A 21164-nucleotide genomic window follows, 5' to 3' on the forward strand; every position below is an offset into this window, starting at 1 on the left:
CACCTCGAGGGCGTTCGCCCCCACCGACACGACCACGGGTCCGCCCGCGCACCCGCACCCCGGGCCCGCGCGTCGGCACCCGGCCGACCCGGAGCCGGTACCCACCCGGAGACGAGCCGCGGGGCCCGGCTCAGGCCACGGAGGTGGTCCGACCGACCGACCGGGCCGGGGCGACCGTCGCGAGCCGGCGGTCCGCCCGCTCCGGGGCGTACAACTCGTCGGCCAGCAGGACGGCCGCACCGATCAGTCCCGCCCGGTCACCGAGACGGGAGGTGACCACCTGGAGGTGGGCGGTGGTGCGGGGCAGCGCCCGCCGGTAGAGCAACTCCCGGATACCGGTGAGGAACGGTGGCCCGGCGAGATCCCCGGCGAGCATGAGCACGCCGGGGTTGACCACGGTCACCACGGTGGTCAGCACGTCGCCGACCACCCGCCCGGCCTCGCGGGCCAGCCGCACGGCGTCCGGGTGCCCGGCCTCCAGCAGTTCGCGCACCCCGGACCCGGAGGCCGTGGGCACCCCCTCGGCGGTGAGCCGGGCGGCCAGGGCCCGACCGCTGGCCACGGCGGCCAGACAGCCGCGCGAACCGCACACGCACGGGGCGTCGGCGGTGCGGATGTGGCCGATGTCACCCGCCCCGCCGTCGATGCCCCGGTACAGGCCGCCGTCGATCACCATGCCGGCACCTATACCGGTGGAGACCTTCACCAACAGGAAGGCCGAGCAGTCGGGATGCCCGTGGCGCTGTTCGGCCAGCGCCATCAGGTTGGCGTCGTTCTCCACCAGGATCGGCAGGGCGGGATCGGTGCCGAGACGTTCGGCGAGAACGGCGCCCATGCGTTCCGGCAGTGGATGACCTCCCCAACCCGGCATGATCGGCGGGTCGACCAGGCGGCGGGTGGCGGCGTCCACGGGGCCGGGAACCGACAGGCCGGCACCACAGATTCGGGCCGGACCGACCCCGTCGCGGTGGGGGGCGCGCTCGAGCAATCGGGTGAACCGCTCACCCAGGAGGTCCAACGCGCGGTCCGGACCGTCCGCGATGGAGAGCGGGCCGACATGTTCGTCCAGCACCCGACCGGAGAGGTCGAGCAGGGCGACGCGGGCGCTGCGGGTCTCCAGGACGGCGGCGAGGACGAGGGCGTGCGAGGCGTCGAACTCCAGCCGCACGGCGGGGCGTCCACCGGTGGAGGACTCGGCCGGACCGGGCGTCTCGCGGATCCAGCCGGCCCGCAGCAGGGGCTCCAGTCGGCTGCCGACGGTCGAGCGGGCCAGACCGGTGACACGCTGCAGTTCCCCCCGGGTGGTGGCCCGACCCCGGCGGATCAATCCGAGGAGGTGCCCCGAACTCGCCTGACTCATCCCACTGTTCCCCGTCCTCTCCGACGGCGGCGACACCGCCTTCAGCACATCAAGGAAATGTTACGGGAGGACTTTTGACCGTTAAGCCGACGTAACTCTGCGGTATCGTGGCCATAAGCGGTAAAGCCCGACTCCTGTGGAGCCCTTCGTGGAAAGCGCGAGACCGACGACCGACGTCCTGCCGGATACCGGCGCGGGCCCCGACCTGCCCCCGACCTCCCCGAACACCCGCCGGGAAGACGCGCACACCCTCCCGACCCCGCCCGGCGCACCGCCGTACCCGGCGTCGGCGCCGCACCGGGCCGAGGCGTCCGACGCCCCCCGTTTCACCCGCCCCGCGTATGCTCCCGGCGCTCCCGCCGGGCATGTCGGGTGCCGTCGGGTCCCGCTTCGGGGGAGACGCCGGGTGATTCGCGTCACCCCCGGCGCCCGTACCGCTCACACACCCGTCGCCCGCGCGTCCCGCGCCGGGGTCGCCGCATGACGATTCCCACCGGAGCCGCCGACCCGTCCGGCGCGCTCGGCTCGAACCCGTCCGCCCACCCCGTCCCCGACCTTCCCCCCGGCATCGTGAACTCCCACTCCACCCCGTCCGTCGGCACCCTCACCGACCCGGCCCCCGGCACGGCCCCGGACACCACCGGCGCCCTCGCCGTGGTCGCCCCCGCGGCCCCGACGGAAGGGGGCGCGTCCACCGCTCCGGCCCCGCCCGACCTGCTGCGCCAGTACGCCTGGCGGGTGCTGCGGCAGAACTGGACCGGCGCCTCCACCGTTCCGTCACTGGGCCTGTACCCGCACCAGTGGAGCTGGGACTCCGCCTTCATCGCGATCGGCCTGCGCCGGCTCTCCACCGCCCGGGCCCGCCGCGAGTTGGAGACCCTCTTCGCCGCCCAGTGGGCCGACGGTCGGATGCCGCACATCGTCTTCAACCCCGAGGTGCCGCTGGGCGCCTACTTCCCCAGCCCCGACTTCTGGCGCTCCTCCGCCGCCGGCGCCCGGGCCGGCGCCCCGGCCGGCGTGGAGACCTCGGGGCTGATCCAGCCACCGGTGCACGCCCTCGCGGCCTGGCTGGTCCACCTGGCCGACCCGACCGACTCCGCCCGGCGGGGCTTCCTGTCCCGCATGTACCCCCGGCTGGCCGCCTGGCAGCGCTACCTCACCGACCGCCGCGACCTCGGCGGCCGGGGCCTGGTGTCGATCGTCCATCCCTGGGAGTCCGGGATGGACAACAGCCCCTGCTGGGACGAGCCGTTGAGCCGGATCGTGCCCGCCCGGGCCGGCACCTTCCGCCGCGCCGACCTCGATCACGGGGACGCCGGCGACCGCCCCACCGACCTGGACTACGGCCGGTACGTGCGGCTGGCCGCCGACTACCGGGACCACGGCTACGACGACGCGGCCGCCCCGCATCGGTTCGCCGTCGAGGACCCCGGCGTCAACGCGCTGCTCATCGCCTCCGAACGGGCCCTGGCCCACATCGCGGCGGCGGTCGGCGCCGACCCCCACCCCCACCACGAGCGGGCCGCGGACCTCACCGACGCGCTGGTGGACCGCCTCTGGGACGCCGAGCACGGCATCTTCCTGTGCCACGACGTGCGTGGCGGCGGTCCGATCCGCGAACTGAGCTGCGCGGGCCTGCTCCCGTTGATCGTCCCCGGTCTGCCCCCGGAGGTTTCGGCGGCCCTGTTGCGGACCCTCACCGGCCCCCACTTCGGTCTCGGCTCGACCACCCGCATGGTGCCCAGCTACGACCTGCTCGGTGCCGCCTTCGACCCGTCCCGCTACTGGCGCGGCCCGGCCTGGTTCAACGTCAACTGGCTGATCGAGCGGGGTCTGCGGGAGTACGGCGAGCACGGCCTCGCCGAGGACCTGCGCACCGCCGTGCTGACCTCGGCGGTGGCCTCCGACTTCGCCGAGTACCTCGACCCGCGCACCGGACGCGCGCGCGGCACCCGGCAGTTCGGCTGGACGGCCGCCCTGACGGTGGATCTGCTGGGAGCCGTTCGGCCCCCCGAACCGGTGCCGCGCGAGCCGCTCATGCGTCGCGCCGCGGACCCGCCCCGCCGAACGGCCCGCACCGGCCGGGCCGGCCGCGCCGCCGGACCGGGCGGACACGCCGGGCACGGCCCCGGTGGGCACGCCGGCGACCGACCGCGCGCCGTCGAGCCGACGGGACGCCCGGCCCCCGGAGCCCCCGGGGCGGGGCCACCGGCGGAACCGTCGCGCCTCCCGAACCTCCCGGAGATCGCTTCGGACACCGCCCCGGAGGGCCCCGGCCGGATCGGGTTACCGGCCCCGCGGTCGATCGACCCGACCGAGCGGGACGGGGACCCCGAAGGGGCCCGGTACGGCGCCGCGACCGGGCACGGCCGGGCCCGGGCCGTGCCCCGCGGGGGTGTCGGGAGGATCCGCCGGCCCGGGGGTGACCCCGCCGACCGGCCGGACGCGCACGACGGAACCACCGGGGAGGGCGTCGGCCGATCGCTCGGCGACCGCCCGCCCCGGGCCGGGAACCGGGTCCCGTCGACCGCGAAGCCGCCGGTCGACGCCCCGGGGACGACCGCCGCGGCCCCGGCCGCACCGAGGGAGGGGACGCCCCGATGACCGTCACGCACCACCGTCTACTCGTCCACAACGGCACCTTCGCGCTGCTGGGTCCCTCGGGGGACGTCACCGGCGCGCGCGGGGCGCTGCCGGACGGCTTGTTCACCCGGGACGCCCGGCACCTCAGCCGGTGGCAGCTCACCGTGGACGGCATCATCCCCACCGTCCTGGTGCCGACCACCGACGGCTCCGGCGACACCGCCTCCTGCGTGCTCACCCCGCCCGGCGGGGGGGGTGAGCCGCCCGCGCACACCGTCTTCCGCGAGCAGACGGTGACCGCCGGGACCCTGGTGGAGCGCGTCCGGGTGGTGAGCAACCGGGCGACGGACGACCGGACCCTGGTCGCCCTCACCGTGGACGCGGACTTCGCCGACCAGTTCGAACTGCGCTCCGACCACCGCTGGTACGAGAAACCACACGCCGTGCGCACCCGCGAGACCCTGCCGGACGGGGTGGCCTTCGGGTATCGGCGCCGTGAGTGGCACTCCCGCACCGTCGTCTCCGCCGAGCCCGCTCCCGACGCGGTGGAGGACACCGGCAGCGGGGCCCGCCGGCTGGTGTGGCGGCTGGAGTTGGAACCGCACGGTTCGGTGGAGCTGGTGCTGCGGGTGGCCGCCCACCCGCACGGCGCTCCCGGCCCGGCCACCGGCACCGACGGCTTCCCCGGCACCGACGCCCTGCCCTCCGCCGGCCCCGGCCAACGGGCCTTGGACCGCGCCTGCGCCCGGGGGCTCGTCGACCTGGCCGCGCTGCGGATTCCCGCCGAGGGACCGGACGGCGCCATCCACCGGGTGCCGGCGGCCGGCGTGCCCTGGTTCCTCACCCTGCTGGGGCGGCACGCCCTGTTCGCCTCACTGTTCGCCCTCCCGTACCGCCCGCAACCGGCGGCGGCGACCCTGCCCGCCCTGGCCGCGACGCAGGCGACCGAGGAGGACCCGGCGCGGATCGCGCAGCCGGGCAAGATCGTGCACGAGGTCCGCCACGGGGAGTTGGCCCACTTCGGACAGGTCCCGTACGCGCGCTACTACGGTGCCGTGGACAGTACCCCGCTGTTCCTGGTGCTGCTCGACGAGCACGCGCGGGTGACCGGCGACACCGGTTTGGCCCGCGCCCTGGAGGGCAACGCCCGCGCGGCGGTGGAGTGGATGTTCCGCCACGGCGGGCTGGAGGAACACGGCTACCTGGTCTACCACCCGGACGAGGGCGGCCTGGCCAACCAGAGCTGGAAGGACTCCCCGGGCGCGATCTGCTTCGCCGACGGCACCCCGGCGAAGGGCCCGATCACCGCCGCCGCCGCGCAGGGATACGCGTGGGACGCGCTGCTCCGGACCGCCGGTCTGGCCCGCCGGGTGTGGGGGGACCCCGGATGGGCGGAACGGCTGGAGTCGGCGGCGCGGTCGCTGCGCGAGCGGTTCCTCGCCGACTTCTGGATGCCGGAACACGACTTCCCGGCCCTCGCCCTGGACGGCACGGGCCGGCGGGTGAACGCCCTGGCCTCGGACGCCGGGCACCTGCTGTGGTCGGGGATCCTCGACCCGGAACGCACGGCGACGGTGGGTCGGCGCCTGCTGGAGCCGGACTTCTTCACCGGCTGGGGAGTACGCACCCTGGCGGCCGGCCAGGACGCGTACCACCCGCTCGCCTACCACCGGGGCGGGGTGTGGCCGCACGACAACGCGGTACTGGCCCTGGGGCTGGCCCGGCACGGGCTGTGCGAGGAGGTCGACCGCCTCACCTCGGGGCTGATGGCGCTGGCCGAGCGCCACGACCACCGGCTGCCGGAGGTGGTGGCCGGGTACGGGCGCGGGGACCACCCCGAGCCGGTGCCCCACCCCTACGCGTGTTCGCCGCAGGCCTGGGCCGCGGCGGCGCCGCTGGCACTGTTGACGGCCCATCGGGAGGCCGGGCGGGAGAGCGGGACGGGCCGCTGCGGGGATCGGGGTCACGACGGCCCCGTGCCGGAGCCGGCCGCCGGCTGACGGCGGGCCGGCGGCGCGGATCGGGTACGCCCCCGGCCGCGGCCGTCCGGGAAGCCACCGGACCGCCCGCGCGCCGGGGTCCGCGCCGGCATCCCCGACTTCCCCGACACCGGCGCGAACGCGCCCCACCCCCGCCGGGCGGGCGGAGCGCGCCCGCGTCCGTACGACACCGGCCCCGGCACCCGTTCCGGGCCGGGGCACGGACCCGGTATCGGCGCCGCTCCCGGTGCGCCACGGCGCCCGGCGAACGGCAGACGGGGACCGTGCCGGCACCCGCCCGGCCGGGGTCAGCCGCCGGAGGTATCCAGTTCGGCGTCGGCGATGATCGCCGGACAGTCCATCGGGTCGTCGAGCCATCCGTCGGGGAGCACCACCCGGTTGCGTCCGGAGGTGCGCCCACGCGGCCCGTCCGCGCCGGTCGGCCACGGCTGGTCGAGGTCCAACTCCTGTAGCAGATCGTTCAGTTCCTCCGGGGAGGAGGAGACCGCGAGGCGGCGGCGGGCCTCCGAGCCGACCGAGAAACCCTTGGTGTACCAGGCGACGTGCTTGCGGAAATCGATCACCCCGCGCGACTCGTCCTCCAGCCACTCGCCGAGCAGTCGGGCGTGGCGCACCATCGTCGCGGCGACCTCGCGCAGCGTCGGCCGCGCGTACCCCGCGCTCCCCCGTCCCTCGAAGGCCGCCACCAGATCGGCGAACAGCCAGGGACGACCCAGACAGCCGCGTCCCACCACCACGCCGTCACAGCCGGTCTCGCGGACCATCCGCACGGCGTCGTCGGCGGACCAGATGTCGCCGTTGCCCAGCACCGGGATCTCCGGTACGGCCTCCTTGAGCCGGGCGATGGCCGACCAGTCGGCGGTCCCGCCGTAGTGCTGGGCGGCGGTGCGGCCGTGCAGGGCGATGGCCGTGACACCCTCGTCGACGGCGATCCGTCCCGCGTCGAGGTGGGTGAGATGGTCGTCGTCGATACCCTTGCGCATCTTCATCGTCACCGGGAGGTCACCCGCGCCCCGGACCGCCTCCCGGAGGATGGCACGCAGCAGGGGCCGCTTCCAGGGCAGCGCCGAGCCGCCGCCCCGGCGGGTCACCTTGGGAACCGGGCAGCCGAAGTTGAGGTCGATGTGGTCGGCCAGTCCCTCGTCAGCGATCATCCGGGCCGCGCGGCCGACGGTCACCGGGTCCACGCCGTAGAGCTGGACCGAGCGGGGACGTTCGTCGTCGTCGAAGTGGACCAGTCGCATGGTCTTGGCGTTGCGTTCGACCAGCGCGCGGGTGGTGATCATCTCGCTGACGAACAGACCCCGCCCCCCGCTGAACTCCCGGCACAGCCGGCGGAAGGGCGCGTTGGTGATGCCCGCCATGGGGGCCAGCACGACCGGGGGCCATACCCGGTGGGGGCCGACCACCAGCGGCGCGGCGACGGCCCTCGGCGGGGGTTCGGCGTCGACGGGCGACGTCGGGGCGGGAAGGCCCGGGGCCGTCGGTTCGACGGAGGGGGGCGTGGAGGTGGGGGCGGTCATGCGGTGGTCGTCCTCGGCGGATCTGGGCCGGCCGGGGCCGGTGCGGGCGGGTCCGATCACCCATTGTCCCGCATGTCCTCCCGTCCCCGGCCGGGCGGTCGATCCACCGGCCGGGCGGTCAGCCCGCGACGGTGCGCAGGACCACGACGACGAGGACGGTCAACATTCCGAGGCCGCACAGCAGCCAGGGAAGCGGGCCGAGGTCACGGACGGCGGTCTCCGCGCCGGCGCCCTCGCACTCCCCCGCCGTGCACACGCCGTGGTCGGCGAGGTGGCGGTCGGCCTTGCCGAGTACGTCGAACTGGGCTACCCGACGGTAGCCGCAGGTGTCGCACTCGAGTCGGCGCACCTCGCCGAAACCGCGTCCGATGCGCATGGAGTGCCGGGTCCCGGATTCGGTGGTTCCGGTGACGGTGCCGGTGGTCAGCATCCGTCCTCCCCTGTGTGATTCGGGGCACCCCGGGTCGGCAAATAACGGCTCGGGACGCCGTTGTCAAGAGGGCCCCAGTCAAGCACAACGCCCGCCCCCGGAAGGCCCGTTGGGGCCCGGGGACGGGCGTTGTGGCGAGCTCGTGACCGAACCGTCACAGGCGTTGATCCGGTGGCCCGACAACCCGATCGCTTATTCATCGAAATGTCGGACCACCCGACTTTCATGCGATCGGACCGTCAGGCCACCCGATCTTCGATTCCTCGCATCATCAGACCCTCACCTCATCCAGGCGTCGGGCCCTCGACCCCTCGAACAGCCGGATGGGGTGACCCCCGGGCCGACGTTTCGCACGGCGTCCGGTCACGCCCGGGGCCCGGCGGGTGCTCCGTGGACACCACCGCCGGAACGGACCTCAGCAACCGATGAGACGACCCGCGAGGTAGGACTCGATCCGGTCCAGCGAGACACGCTCCTGCTTCATGCTGTCGCGCTCGCGCACGGTGACCGCGTCGTCCTCGAGGGTGTCGAAGTCGACGGTGACGCAGTACGGCGTGCCGATCTCGTCCTGACGACGGTAACGGCGGCCGATGGCGCCCGCGTCGTCGAACTCGATGTTCCAGTGCCGACGCAGCGCCTCGGCCAGACCACGGGCCTTCGGGGAGAGCTGCGGGTTGCGGGACAACGGCAGGACCGCCACCTTGACCGGGGCCAGGCGCGGGTCCAGACGCATCACGACGCGCTTCTCCAGCTTGCCCTTGGCGTTGGGCGCCTCGTCCTCGATATAGGCGTCGAGCATGAAGGCCAGCATCGCGCGACCCACACCGGCCGCCGGCTCGATGACGTAGGGGGTCCAGCGCTCGCCGGCCTCCTGGTCGAAGTAGCTCAGGTCCTGGCCGGAGGCCTTGGAGTGCGAGCTCAGGTCGAAGTCGGTGCGGTTGGCGACGCCCTCCAGCTCACCGAACTCCGAGCCCTGGAAGTTGAAGCGGTACTCGATGTCGGCGGTGCGCTTGGAGTAGTGGGAGAGCTTCTCCTTCGGGTGCTCGTACCACCGCATGTTGGACTCCTGCATGCCCAGCCCGCGGTACCAGTCCCAGCGCCGCCCCATCCAGTACTCGTGCCACTCCTCGTCCTCGCCCGGCTTGACGAAGAACTCCATCTCCATCTGCTCGAACTCACGGGTCCGGAAGATGAAGTTACCCGGCGTGATCTCGTTCCGGAAGGACTTGCCCATCTGGGCGATGCCGAACGGCGGCTTCTTCCGGGAGGTCTGCTGGACCTGGGCGAAGTTGGTGAAGATGCCCTGCGCGGTCTCCGGCCGCAGGTAGGCGACCGAACCGGAGTCACGGGTGGGGCCCAGGTGCGTGGAGAGCAGTCCGGAGAACTCCTTGGGCTCGGTGAAGGTGCCCTTGTTTCCGCAGTGGGGACAGTTGAGGTCGGCGAGCCCACCGGTGGCGGGGCGACCGTGCTTCTCCTCGTACGCCTCCTCCAGGTGGTCGGCGCGGTAGCGCTTGTGACAGGAGGTGCACTCGGTCAGCGGGTCGCTGAAGGTCGCCACGTGGCCGGACGCCTCCCACACCTCGGTGGCCAGGATGACCGAGGAGTCGAGACCGACCACGTCGTCCCGCGAGGTGACCATGGCACGCCACCACTGGCGCTTGATGTTCTCCTTCAGCTCGACGCCCAGCGGTCCGTAGTCCCACGCGGCGCGCTGGCCGCCGTAGATCTCACTGCACGGGTAGACGAAGCCACGGCGCTTGCTGAGGCTGACGATGGTCTCGATCTTGTCGGCTGCCACGGTGCTCTCTTCATGATGGCGATGGAGGCAAGGAATCGCCTCAGATTACCGGCGGTGCGGGGGGCGGCGGCAAATCGGGTCCGGGGCGCCGGACATGCTCGTTCCGACCCGCGCGATCGACCGAAAAGGCACCCCGGGAGGGAACGGGATGAACCGGTGGAAGCTGCGAGGAGGCGCCGGTCACAATAGGGTTGAGGAAATTGACAACGGTTTCCATCTCATCTGAAAATGGACTTCATGACCGCTCACAGAATCCCCCGAGTCCGCCGCACGGCCACCGCCCCGGCCGTCACCACCGCCCTCGCCGTCCTCGCCCTGGCCGCCTGCGGCACCGAGGGCGCGGCCGACGAGGAGGAAACCGGCGCGGCGGGGAGCACGCTGGACGTGGTCGCCTCCTTCTACCCGATGGAGTTCCTGGCCGAGCGCGTGGGCGGCGAGCACGTCTCCGTCTCCACCCTCACCGAGCCCGGCGTGGAGCCGCACGACCTGGAACTCTCGCCCCGACAGGTGGGCGAGCTCTCCGAGGCCGACGTGGTGGTGTACCTGGCCGGCCTGCAGCCGGCGGTGGACGAGGCCGTCGAGCAGTCCGGCGTGGAGCACGTGGCCGAGGCCGGGGAGTTCACCGAACTCTCCGAGTACCGCGGCGACCACGACCACGGGGACGAGCACGGTCACGAGGACGACCACGGCCACGAGGACGAGCACGGTCACGAGGACGACCACGGCCACGGGGACGACGAGCACGGTCACGAGGACGACCACGGCCACGGCCACGGGGACGACGAGCACGCCGATGAGGGTCACGGGAACGAGCACGGCACCCACGACCACGAGGACGAGCACGGCCACGACGAGGACCACGCCGACGAGGACGACCACGGCCACGCGCACGGCGCCGAGGACCCGCACGTCTGGCTGAACCCGATCAAGTACGCCGAGGTCGCCGAGGGCGTGGCCGAGACCCTCTCCGCCGCCGACCCGGACAACGCCGCCGACTACCGGCGGAACGCCGAGGACCTCGCCGAGGAGTTGCGCGCCCTGGACACGGAGTTCGAGGAGGGTCTGGCCAACCGCACCTCCGACGTCTTCATCACCACCCACGCCGCCTTCGGCTACCTCGCCGAGCGCTACGGGCTGCGCGAGGAGTCGATAGCCGGCCTGGACCCCGAGTCCGAGCCCAGCGCCGCCCGGATGCGCGCCCTGCACGACATCGCGGAGGATGAAGGGGTGAGCACGGTCTTCTTCGAGACCCTGGCCTCCGACGCCACCGCCCGCACCCTCGCCGACGACCTCGGCCTGGAGACGGATGTCCTGGACCCGCTGGAGGGAATCACCGAGGGGTCCCGGGGCGATGACTACTTCGAGGTCATGCGCGCCAACCTCGAGGCCCTGCGGCAGGCTCTCGGCGCCGGCTGACCGACGCGCATCCGGCGCACCCCCGGAGGGGCGCGCCGTCGCGCCGGGCGTCCCGGCCGCGGCACCCGGCCCACCACACGGAGTTGCCATGGAAACCGTCATATCCCTGGAGGGGGTGACCGCCGAGCTGGGCGGTCACCCGGTGCTGCGCGGCATCGACCTCGTGGTGCGGGCCGGGGAGGTCGTCGCACTGCTGGGGGCGAACGGTTCCGGGAAGTCCACCACGGTGCGGGCCGGCGTGGGTCGGGTCCCGATCACCGGTGGTCGGCTGGAGTTGTTCGGCACGCCCCTGGCGAGGTTCCGCGAGTGGCGGCGGGTGGGATACGTGCCGCAGCGGTCGACGGCGGCCGGCGGCGTACCCGCCACGGTGCGCGAGGTGGTCGCCGCCGGCCGGCTGGCCCACCGCGGCCTGCGCCCGTTGCGGCGCGCCGACCACGAGGCGGTACACCGGGCGCTGGAGACGGTGGGGCTGGCCGACCGGGCCCGTGAGTCCGTGGCCACCCTCTCCGGCGGTCAGCACCAGCGGGTGCTGATCGCCCGGGCCCTGACCAACGACCCCGACCTGCTGATCATGGACGAGCCACTGGCCGGGGTGGACCTGGTCGGTCAGGACGTCCTCGCCGACACCGTGCGAACCATGGTGGAACGCGGCACCGCCGTCCTGCTCGTGTTGCACGACCTGGGCCCGATGGCGCCGTTGATCAACCGCGCCGTGGTGCTCTCCGGGGGCCGGGTGGAGCGGATCGTGGAGCACGGCGACCAACTGCCCGACGCCCACTCCTGCCATCCGGAGGACGCGTCCGAGTCGTCCGCCGAGCCGCGACTGCACACCGGGATCCTGTGATGACCCCTGCCCAGCTCCTCTTCCCCGGGTTTTTCCCCGGATCCTCGCCCGGGTTCCCCTCCGCCGCTCCCGTCGGCGCCGCGTTCCCGTCGACCGACGGGCAGGCGTTGGCGCTGGAGTTCCTGAACTACGCCTTCATGCAGCGGGCCCTGATCTCCGCACTGGTGATCGGGTTGACCGCGCCGGTGGTCGGCATCTACCTGGTCCAGCGCCGGCAGGCCCTGATGGGGGACGGCATCGGCCACGTGGCGCTGACCGGTGTCGCGCTGGGCTTCCTGTTCAACACCAGTCCGGTGTGGATGGCGGTGGTGGTCTCGGCGATCGGCGCGGTCGGGATGGAGTTGCTGCGCCTGTCGGGGAAGGCGCGCGGGGACATCGCCCTGGCGATGCTCTTCTACGGCGGCATGGCCGGCGGCGTGATGATCATCAATCTGGCACCGGGCGGTTCCACTGCCGGACTGACCAGCTATCTCTGGGGCTCGGTGACCACCGTCTCGGCCTCCGACATCACCGCCATCCTGGTCCTGGCGGGTTTCGTACTGCTGGTCGGCCTGGGCCTGCGCCGCCAACTGTTCTCGGTCTGCCAGGACGAGGAGTTCGCCCGGGTGACCGGGCTACCGGTGCGGGCGCTGAACCTGCTGCTCGCGGTGACCGCCGCCGCGACCGTGACGGTCGCCATGCGCGTGGTGGGGTTGCTGCTGGTCAGCGCGCTGATGGTGATCCCGGTGGTGGCGGCGCAGCAGGCGACCCGCAGCTACGCCGGGACCCTCGCCGTCGCGTGCGGCTTCGGGGTGGTGGTCTCGGTCTCCGGCACGATCACCTCCTACTACGCCGACGTGCCGCCCGGGGCGACGATCGTGCTGATCGCCATGGGGTTGTTCGCCCTGACGGCCGTGCTGACCCGGCCGATCGCCCGGCGGCGGGCCCGCCGGGCGGGGCGCCCGACACCCCCGTTGGGCGGGGCCGCCGGCGAGCGACCGACGGTGCCCGCGCCCGCCGATCCCGGCCGTTCCTCCCTCCCCTCCGGCTGAACCCTCCGATCGCCTGGCACAATGGCAGCCGAGTACGGGAGCCGGGGCTATTTCGGGAGGCAATGGTGGCGACGGCAGGACCGCCGGTCCGCGGCCGGTCCACACGACAGCGCGCGGCGGTGTCCGCGGCACTCGCCGAGGTGGACGAGTTCCGCAGCGCCCAGGAGCTGCACGACATGCTCAAGCACCGGGGCGACTCCGTCGGGTTGACCACGGTCTACCGCACGTTGCAGTCGCTCGCCGACGCGGGTGAGGTGGACGTGCTGCGCACCCGTGAGGGCGAGGCCGTCTACCGCCGGTGCAGCACCGACGACCACCACCACCACCTGGTGTGCCGGGTCTGTGGGAAGGCGGTCGAGGTCGAGGGGCCCGCGGTGGAGAAGTGGGCCGACACCGTCGCCGCCGAACACGGCTTCGTGGATGTGAGTCACACCGTCGAGGTCTTCGGCACCTGCGGTGACTGCGCCGCGACGCGACACGGGGGGGCGACCCCCGGCACCGGCGGGCACGACCACGCCTGAGCCCGCGCCGCCCACCGGCTCCCACCCTCTCCCACTCCCATCACGTCGGCCCGGGCGTCGATGTGGTGCCCCACGCCGGGTATCGATCCGTTTGTCGGATCCGGAGGATTCCGGTGATCACGACGGGCCATTGTCGTATCTTCCGGGTGACTTCCCGGGTGACTTCCCCGGGTACCGTCCGGTGGGTACGGGGGAAGCGGCGCCCGGGATGTCCGGGGCACCCGGGGCGGAGGATGCGGGAGGTGGGGCGTCATGACCCTGGTCACGGCCGATCTGTCGGTCTCCCTGGACGGGTACGCCACCGGTCCGGCCCCCTCCCCCGATGCCCCCCCCGGGGCTCGGCGGGGAACGGCCGCACGACTGGGTGTGCCGGTTGGACGGCCGGCGGGAGGCACACGGCCTGCCCGGCGGGGAGGGCGGGCCGGACGCGGAGGTGCCGGCCGAACAGGCCGAGGGCGTCGGCGCCGTGATCATGGGGTCGCGGATGTTCGCCCACGCCGAGGGGGCCCGGGGGCGGGAGCCACCGTTCCGGGCCCCGGCGCTGGTCCTCACCCGCGCGCCGCGCGAGCCGCTGCGGCGGGGACGCTCCCTGTTCCGATTCGTCACCGGTGGCCCCGGCGAGGCGCCGGCCGAGGCCCGCGCACACGCCGGGGACGGCAGGGTCGCGGTCGCCGGCGGGGCGCTGCCCATCCGGCGGTTCCTGCCGGCCGGGCTGCTCGACGAGTTGCGACTGCGCCTGGTGCCGGTCCTGCTCGGCGGTGGCACCCGACTGTTCGAGGGGCCGGTGCCGGGAGGGGTGCGCCTGGAGCAGACCCGGGTCATCGGTTCCCCCGCCGTGACCCACCTGCGCTACCTGGTGCGGCCCCGGCCTCTCCGCCCGGAGGGGCCGGGCGGAGAGGCCGGTCGACGGGAGGTCAGCCGGAGTGCGTCTCCGCGACACCACCGGGGACGGTGCTCTCGTTGGGGAGCGCGCCACCGAAGCGACGGTCCCGGGAGGCGTACTCCACGCAGGCGTTCCACAGGTGCCGGCGGTCGAAGTCCGGCCACAGGATGTCCTGGAAGACCAGCTCGGCGTAGGCGCTCTGCCACAACAGGTAGTTGGAGGTGCGCTGCTCGCCCGAGGGCCGGATGAACAGGTCCACGTCCGGCATGTCCGCGAAGTACAGGTAGCGGGCCAGGGTCTCCTCGTTGACCTTGTTCGGGTCCAGGTGTCCGTCTCGCACGTCCGCGGCCAGTCGGGCGGCGGCGTCGGCGATCTCCGCCCGCCCGCCGTAGTTCACGCACATGTACAGCGTCATCGCGTCGTTGTCGCGGGTGCGCTCCTCGGCGTCCTGGAGCTTGCGGACCACCGACTTCCACAGTCGGGGCTCGCGCCCGGCCCAACGAATGCGCACCCCCATTTCGCCGAGTTCCTCCGTGCGGCGGTCGATGACGTCCCGGTTGAAGCCCATGAGGAACCGCACCTCGTCGGGCGAACGCTTCCAGTTCTCGGTGGAGAAGGCGTACAGCGAGAGGTTGCGCACCCCCAGTTCCAGGCAGCCCTTGACCACGTCCAGGACCACGGCCTCACCGCGCCGGTGCCCCTCGGTGCGGGGCAGACCGCGGTCCTTGGCCCACCGTCCGTTGCCGTCCATGACGATGGCCACGTGCCGGGGGGTCAGCTCGGCGGGCAGCGCGGGGGGCCGTGCCCCGGAGGGGTGCGGGTCGGGGGCGCGGTACTCGCGACGCGGCCGGGAGGGTGTTCCGCGGCGGGCCATGGGGTCACTCCGTGGGGTTGTTCGGACGTCGGGGGCGAGCGTAGCCGAACCCCGTCGACGGCCGGTCGGGGCGGCCCCGGGAGGCGTCGGCCGGTCCCGGCGGAGGGGGACGGCTGCCGGGGCTCAGCCGGGCGGCCCGGGCCGCGCGGAGGGTCCAGGGGCCACGGCACCGGGCGGGGAGGGTGTCGCCGGTGCGGGCGTCCCGGGGGAAGGTGCCTCCGGGGGCCGGCGATCGACGTAGCGCAGGGAGCGCAACCCCCGCTCCAGATGCCAGTGCAGGTAGGCGGAGACCAGCCCGCTGCCCTCGCGGACGTGGCGGGACTCGGCGGCGTCGGCCGTCGCCCAGTCCCCGGACAGCAGCGCGCCCAGCAGCCGCAGTGCTCCCGGTGAGGGCACCACGCTCCCCGGCACCCGGCAGTCCGCGCACACCGAGCCGCCGGCGGCGAGCGAGAAGAACCGGTTGGGTCCCGACATCCCGCAGCGGGCGCAGGCGTCGAAACTGGGGGCGTAGCCGCCGCAGGCCAGTGAGCGCAGCAGGAAGGCGTCCAGCACCAGGCCCGGCGCGTGCTCCCCGGCGGCCAGGGTCCGCAGCCCTCCGACGAGCAGCAGGTACTGCTGGACGTTCGGCTCGCCCTCGTGGTCGGTGAACCGCTCGGCCGTCTCGAGCATCGCCGTCCCGGCGGTGTAGCGCGCGTAGTCCGCGACGATGGACCGGCCGTGCGCGGCGATGCTCTCCGTCTGGGTGCACATCGGCAGACCGCGTCCGACCAGGTCGGAACCGCGGGCGAAGAACTGCACGTCCACATGGGAGAAGGGCTCCAGACGGGCACCGAACTTCGACTTGGTGCGCCGCACCCCCCGGGCGACCGCCCGGACCCGGCCGTGGTGACGGGTCAGCAGGGTGATGATCCGGTCCGCCTCTCCCAGCTTCTGTGTGCGCAGCACGATGCCGTCGTCGCGGAAGAGGGTCATGCCCCGATTCTCCCCCGGGCGGCACCCTCCCCACCGCCCCCACCGGGTACCACCAGCCCCGACTCGTAGGCGGCGATCACCAACTGGGCGCGGTCGCGGGCCGGGAGCTTGTTCATCACCCGACTGACGTGCGTCTTCACCGTCAACGGGGAGAGCGAGAGGAGTTCGGCGATCTCGGCGTTGGTCAGGCCGCGACCCACCAGGGCCAGCACCTGCCGCTCGCGGTCGGTGAGCCGGGCACGTCCCACCGCGCCGCCGGGGTCGCCGTCCCCGTTCGTCGGCGGGGCGGGGGTGCGCAGCAGGCGGGCGATGAGCCGGGCGGTGGGGCCCGGCGACAGCAGGGCGTCACCGGCGGCGACGGTGCGGATCGCGTCCAACAGCTCGGCGGGCCGGGTGTCCTTGACGAGGAACCCGGAGGCGCCGGCGCGCAGCGCCCCGATCACGTTCTCGTCGGTCTCGTAGGTGGTGAGCACCAGGACCCGCACACCGGCCAGATCCTCCTCTGCCGCGATCAGACGGGTGGCCCCGATGCCGTCGAGATCGGGCATCCGGATGTCCATCACCACCAGATCGGCGCGGGCGGAACGGGCCAGCGCCACCGCCTCGCGACCGGTCGCCGCCTGGCCGACCACCTCCATGTCCGGGGCCGAGTCCACGAGCATGGCGAAGGCCGCCCGTACCAGTGTCTGATCGTCGGCGAGGAGTACCCGGATCGGGGTGGGGCCCGACGGGCTCCCGGGGTCGGCCCCGCCGGCGGTGTCCGCCCCTGCCGTCGTCATGGCGTCAGCCTAGTGCCGGGCCGGTCGGGGGCCGCGCCGAGCCCGCTCCGGCCGGGACCCGGAACCACGGTGGGGATCGGGCCCGCCGCCCCGCCGCCCCGCGCCGGGATGCCCGGGGTCCCGTGCGGGTGTCCCGGCGCGCGGGCCCCCGTCCGACGGTCGGCCGCCTCCCCCGGGAAAGACCACCCCGCTCGGCCCGGCATCACGACGGGACACCGTCCCCGGCGACGCGCCGGACGGACCCGGTCCCGCGCCGGGACGGCCCGCCGATCGCCGGGTTCGCCGCCCAGCCGCCGCCCGGACCGGTCCCGCCCCCCAGGTCACCGGGTGGTGGGCCCGTCCGGCCCGACGGGGGCCCCCGTCGGGCCCGGGGCCGTCGGCGCGGCCCCGGGTCCCGACACGGGACTCCGCAGCGGGAGGAGCGCCGTCACCACGAAGCCGGGGGCGTCCGGGCGGTGGGCGGCCTCGAGCGTGCCGCCCACGCTGCGGGCCCGTTCGCGCATACCGGCAATGCCGAAGCCCGGCGCGGGCGGGTCCCCGTCGTGACGCCCGGATCGCTCCCCCGGGGGGACCGCGCGATCGGGTCGGTCGGTCCGGTCGGACGCCACGGCCTCCGCGTCCCGGTCGGCGCGGTCTCCCCCGGCACGCCCGGCGTCCCCGTCGCCCCCGTCGTCGGTGGTGGTGATCCGGAGCGCGTCGGCGGTCCGTTCCAGCCGGACCCGTACCCGGACCCGCGGCCCGGCGTGCCGTACGGCGTTGGTCAGGGATTCCTGCGCGATCCGGTACGCGGCGGCGGCGGGCACCGGTGGCACCGGGCCGTCCGCCGCCAGATCGGCGGGTTCGGCCGGTTCGAGGTCGACGACGGCTCCGGCCGCCCGGGCGGAACGGGCCAGGTCCGGGATGCCCGCCAGGTCCGGCAGCGGGCCGGAGGGCATGTCCTCCTCCGGCCCCTCCCCCGCCCCGTGCGGGGGGTCGTCGGCGCGCAGCACCCGCAGGGTGCGGCGCAGTTCGGAGCGGGCGTCCCGGCAGGTGTCGGCGATGCCCTCCAGGGAGCGGGCCAGCGCCTCGCGGTCCAGCCGTTCGGGGTCGTTGCGCAGCAGGTGGGAGGCGACGGCGGTCTGCACCCCGATCAGGGTGATGCCGTGGGCCAGCAGGTCGTGCAGGTCGCGGGCGATGCGCACGCGTTCCTCGGCGACCCGGCGGGCCGCCTCCTCCTCCCGGGTCCGCTCCGCCCGTTCGGCCCGCTCGCGGACGGCGTCCACGAAGTCGTGGTGGATGCGCACCGCCTCGCCGAAGACGAGGACGACCAGCACCCATCCGGCGACCCGCAGCATCTCGGCGCCGGTGTGGGTGTCCACCGCCGCCATGATCGACACCCCGAGCAGCACCACCCCGGCCCCGGCCAGGACGGTGCGGACCCGGGGCCCGGTGACGGCGAGCGTGTAGACCGCGACCACCGACGCGGGGACGGCGGCGGCGTGGGCGTAACCCAGCGCGTGGTACGGCCCCACGCAGAGCACCACCGCCGTGAGCACGCCCAACGGGTAGCGCCGCCGCCACACCAGCGGGAGGGTCGCGCCGGCCAGCAGCATCCACCCCCGGGCGTCGGGATACGCCCCGTCACCGGGGATCAGGGCCAGGACCGCGCCGAGCAGGGCGACGGCCGCGGTCAGCGCGGCGTCGGAGGGCTCGGGGCGGTCGGGTCCGAGATGCCGGCGAACCCGCCCGTCGCGATCCGCGCGACCGGCCGGCCGGTGGACGGGGGCTTCGGTGCTCATCCCTCTCATCCTGCCGCCTCCGGCGCGGGCACGGCGTGCGGCGGCGGTCACCATCCGGACCGCCGCCCCCCCCCCCCCCCCCCCCCCCCCCCCCCGTGCCGGGGGGCTCACGCGCGGTCCGGGACCCCGGTGCGCGGGGCCCCGGCCCCGGTGTCCGGTCCGGTGGGGCCGGGCCCCTTCCCGACGGCGGTCGCCGCGACGGGCGGGGGACGGCGCCACAACGGGCCGGGCCACCACATCCGCTCGCGCAACAGCCACGCCGCCGAGGTGACGAGGTAGGTGCGGACCACGAAGGTGTCCAGCAGCACGCCCACCGCGACGACGAAGCCCAGCTCCACCATGACCACCAGCGGCAGCGTCATCAGCACCGAGAAGGTCGCCGCCAGGACGATGCCCGCCGAGGCGATCACGCCGCCGGTGGCGCGCAGCGCGGTGAGCGCGGCGGTGCGGGTGTCCGCGCCACCCAGGGCCTCCTCGCGCATCCGGTGCATCAGGAAGATGCCGTAGTCCACGCCCAGCGCGACGCCGAAGACGAAGGTCAGCAGGGGGATCCAACCGTCCATGCCGTCGAAGCCGAACACCGGGCCGAAGAACAGGCCGCCCAGGCCCAGGGCGGAGCCCCAGGAGAGCACCACGCCGGCGAGCAGCACCAGCGGGGCGACCACGGAGCGCAGCAGGGCGATGAGGATGACCAGGACGGCCACGAGGACCAGCGGGATGACGATGAGGCGGTCCCGGGCGTTGGTGTCGTCCAGGTCCACCGCCTGCGCGGTGGAACCGCCGACCAGGGCGGCCGACTCCCCGCCGTCGGCGCCCGCGAGGTCCTCGCGCAGGGCCCGAACGGTGTCGCGTTCCCCCTCGCTCTCCGGGGCGTCCTCGGCGAAGACGTCGATCTCGGTCCAACCGGCCCCCGAGCGGCCCGGCTCGGCGGACTCCACCCCGCCGGTCGCGGAGACCGTCGACAGGACCTCCTCGGCGGTGTCCTCCGGTGCCAGAACGGTGATCGGGCGGGTGCTGCGCTCCGGGAACGCCTCGCCGAGGGTCTCGGCGGCGACGGTCGACTCGGGGGGCGTGGTGAAGAAGTCGGCGTCCTTCAGCGGGCCGGGCAGGTTGAGGGTCCCGAGCGCCAGCGCGCCGAGCGCGACCACGCCGGTGACCAGCACCACCACGGGGCGGCGGGAGACGGAGGCACCCAACCGCGCGAACAGGCTCCGCTCCTCCCGGGGCGGGGCGTCGGGCGAGGGGATCAGCGGCCAGAACACCCGACGACCGGCCACGACGAGGAGCGCGGGCAGCAGCGTGGTCATGGCGAGCAGCGCGCACAGGATGCCGGCGGTGCCCACCGGTCCCAGGCCGCTGCTGCTGTTGAGGTCGGCGGCGAGCAGGCACAGCAGACCGGCGGCGACGGTGCCGGAGGAGGCCAGCAGGGCCGGCAGCACGCCGCGCAGCGCGGCGGCCATCGCGTTCGCCGGGTGTGCGAAACGGCGCAGCTCGTCGCGGTAGCGGGCCACCAGCAGCAGGGCGTAGTCGGTGCCCGCGCCGAAGACGAGCACCGTCATGATCGAGGTGTTCTGCGTGCTGACGGTGAGGTCGAAGGCCCGGACCAGGCCGTACACCACAGCCATGGCGGTCATCGCGGCGACGCCCACCGAGACGAGCGGCAACAGCCACAGCACGGGACTGCGGTAGATGAGGATCAGCAGGACCGTCACCACCGCCACCGTGGCGATCAGCAGGGTGGTGTCGATGGTGCCGAAGACCTCACCGGCGTCCGCGCCGAAGGCCCCGGGGCCGCCGACCAGGGCGGTCAGGCCGTCGGGGAGGTCGGCCGAGGCGGCCTCCCGGACCTCGAAGACGGTTTCGTCGCCCTCGTCGGCGTCGCCCTCGTCGGCGGAGTCCGCCCCGGTCGGGGCGGGCAGCGAGAGCGGGTACAGCAGGACGGTGCCGTCCTCGGAGGGAACACCGCGCGGCTCGCCGGCGGCCTCCCAACGGTCGGCGATCCCGGCGACCCGCTCGTCCGCGATCCGCCGGTCGTCATCGGTCAGGCCGTCCTCCCGCTCGTAGACCAGCAGCAGATCGGTGGTGCCGCCGCCGGGGAGGTCCTGCTGGATCCGGGCCACCCGGGTGGACTCGGCGGTCTCCGGCAGGTACTCCACCGAGTCATCGCTCTGCACTTCGCTCAGCTGCCCCCCGAACGGCGCGACGACGGCGAGCAGGGCCACCCACAGCAGGATGACCGCCCACGGCAGCAGACGACGGCGTCCGGACGGCGGGGCGTCGTCGGGGCCGTCGGGGCGGCCGTGCGGGCGGGGGGACCGCCCGTCGGCGGGGGACGGGGAATGGGCCGCCATCGGCGGGGCCTCCGGGGGTCT

Annotated in this window: 14 protein-coding genes and 2 pseudogenes; 7 read left to right on the top strand and 9 right to left on the bottom strand. The window is 74.3% G+C overall.

The genetic code is table 11. The features are described from left to right. Positions 1–130: 130 nt before the first annotated feature. Positions 131–1360, bottom strand: a complete 1230-nt coding sequence (locus LZF96_RS02845) for an ROK family protein (protein ID WP_233865299.1) — start codon at positions 1358–1360, stop codon at positions 131–133. Between the two features lie 480 nt (positions 1361–1840). Between LZF96_RS02845 and LZF96_RS02850 the strand changes: the two genes are divergently transcribed. Both LZF96_RS02850 and LZF96_RS02855 read left to right on the top strand, forming a co-directional pair. Then, positions 1841–3964 carry an amylo-alpha-1,6-glucosidase gene (locus tag LZF96_RS02850; RefSeq protein WP_233865300.1) on the top strand — a complete coding sequence of 708 codons (2124 nt, stop codon included), beginning with the start codon at positions 1841–1843 and terminating at the stop codon, positions 3962–3964. Continuing rightward, positions 3961–5943 (top strand): glycogen debranching N-terminal domain-containing protein, encoded by a 1983-nt coding sequence (locus tag LZF96_RS02855; protein WP_233865301.1) that lies wholly within the window; start codon positions 3961–3963, stop codon positions 5941–5943. The genes LZF96_RS02850 and LZF96_RS02855 overlap by 4 nt, the downstream gene beginning before the upstream one ends. Positions 5944–6230: 287 nt before the next feature. Here the strand turns inward: LZF96_RS02855 and dusB are convergent, their stop codons facing one another. The 3 genes from dusB to LZF96_RS02870 all read right to left on the bottom strand — a co-directional run bounded on the left by dusB (position 6231) and on the right by LZF96_RS02870 (position 9694). Further along, positions 6231–7466: a tRNA dihydrouridine synthase DusB gene (gene dusB / locus LZF96_RS02860; protein ID WP_267940381.1), complete on the bottom strand. Its 1236-nt coding sequence runs from the start codon at positions 7464–7466 to the stop codon at positions 6231–6233. 118 nt (positions 7467–7584) lie between these two features. Beyond that, positions 7585–7896 (bottom strand): hypothetical protein, encoded by a 312-nt coding sequence (locus tag LZF96_RS02865; protein WP_233865302.1) that lies wholly within the window; start codon positions 7894–7896, stop codon positions 7585–7587. A 415-nt stretch (positions 7897–8311) separates the two neighbouring features. Then, a complete protein-coding gene (locus LZF96_RS02870) occupies positions 8312–9694 on the bottom strand; it encodes a glycine--tRNA ligase (RefSeq protein ID WP_233865303.1) in 1383 nt (460 codons plus the stop codon). Between the two features lie 237 nt (positions 9695–9931). Here LZF96_RS02870 and LZF96_RS02875 point away from each other — a divergent pair, with 237 nt between their 5' ends. The 5 genes and pseudogenes from LZF96_RS02875 to LZF96_RS27250 form a co-directional block, all read left to right on the top strand. After that, on the top strand, positions 9932–11110 hold the full coding sequence (locus LZF96_RS02875; protein WP_233865304.1) for a metal ABC transporter substrate-binding protein: 1179 nt from the start codon (positions 9932–9934) through the stop codon (positions 11108–11110). 88 nt (positions 11111–11198) lie between these two features. Further along, entirely contained in the window at positions 11199–11954 is a 756-nt protein-coding gene (locus LZF96_RS02880; RefSeq protein WP_233865306.1) for a metal ABC transporter ATP-binding protein, read from the top strand. A 113-nt stretch (positions 11955–12067) separates the two neighbouring features. Then, on the top strand, positions 12068–12985 hold the full coding sequence (locus LZF96_RS02885; protein ID WP_233865481.1) for a metal ABC transporter permease: 918 nt from the start codon (positions 12068–12070) through the stop codon (positions 12983–12985). A 65-nt stretch (positions 12986–13050) separates the two neighbouring features. After that, entirely contained in the window at positions 13051–13506 is a 456-nt protein-coding gene (locus LZF96_RS02890) for a Fur family transcriptional regulator (RefSeq protein ID WP_308294136.1), read from the top strand. Between the two features lie 484 nt (positions 13507–13990). Further along, positions 13991–14311: pseudogene (locus tag LZF96_RS27250) on the top strand (dihydrofolate reductase family protein); the annotation flags it as partial. 109 nt (positions 14312–14420) lie between these two features. Here the strand turns inward: LZF96_RS27250 and LZF96_RS02895 are convergent. The 5 genes and pseudogenes from LZF96_RS02895 to LZF96_RS02915 all read right to left on the bottom strand — a co-directional run bounded on the left by LZF96_RS02895 (position 14421) and on the right by LZF96_RS02915 (position 21143). Further along, complete coding sequence (locus LZF96_RS02895; RefSeq protein ID WP_233865310.1) at positions 14421–15263, bottom strand: isoprenyl transferase; 843 nt, start codon at positions 15261–15263, stop codon at positions 14421–14423. A 228-nt stretch (positions 15264–15491) separates the two neighbouring features. Continuing rightward, positions 15492–16235, bottom strand: a pseudogene (gene recO, locus LZF96_RS02900) (DNA repair protein RecO); the annotation flags it as partial. Further along, the gene (locus LZF96_RS02905; RefSeq protein ID WP_233865483.1) at positions 16232–16897 is read right to left on the bottom strand and encodes a response regulator transcription factor; all 666 of its coding nucleotides are present in this window, start codon (positions 16895–16897) and stop codon (positions 16232–16234) included. The gene LZF96_RS02905 and the pseudogene recO, both read right to left, overlap by 4 nt. 437 nt (positions 16898–17334) lie before the next feature. After that, on the bottom strand, positions 17335–18792 hold the full coding sequence (locus tag LZF96_RS02910; RefSeq protein WP_233865312.1) for a sensor histidine kinase: 1458 nt from the start codon (positions 18790–18792) through the stop codon (positions 17335–17337). 107 nt (positions 18793–18899) lie between these two features. After that, positions 18900–21143, bottom strand: coding sequence for an MMPL family transporter (locus tag LZF96_RS02915; protein ID WP_233865314.1), 2244 nt, complete (start codon positions 21141–21143; stop codon positions 18900–18902). Between the last annotated feature and the right edge of the window lie 21 nt (positions 21144–21164).

Source organism: Streptomyces sp. ST2-7A, assembly GCF_021390475.1.
GTDB lineage: Bacteria > Actinomycetota > Actinomycetes > Streptomycetales > Streptomycetaceae > Streptomyces.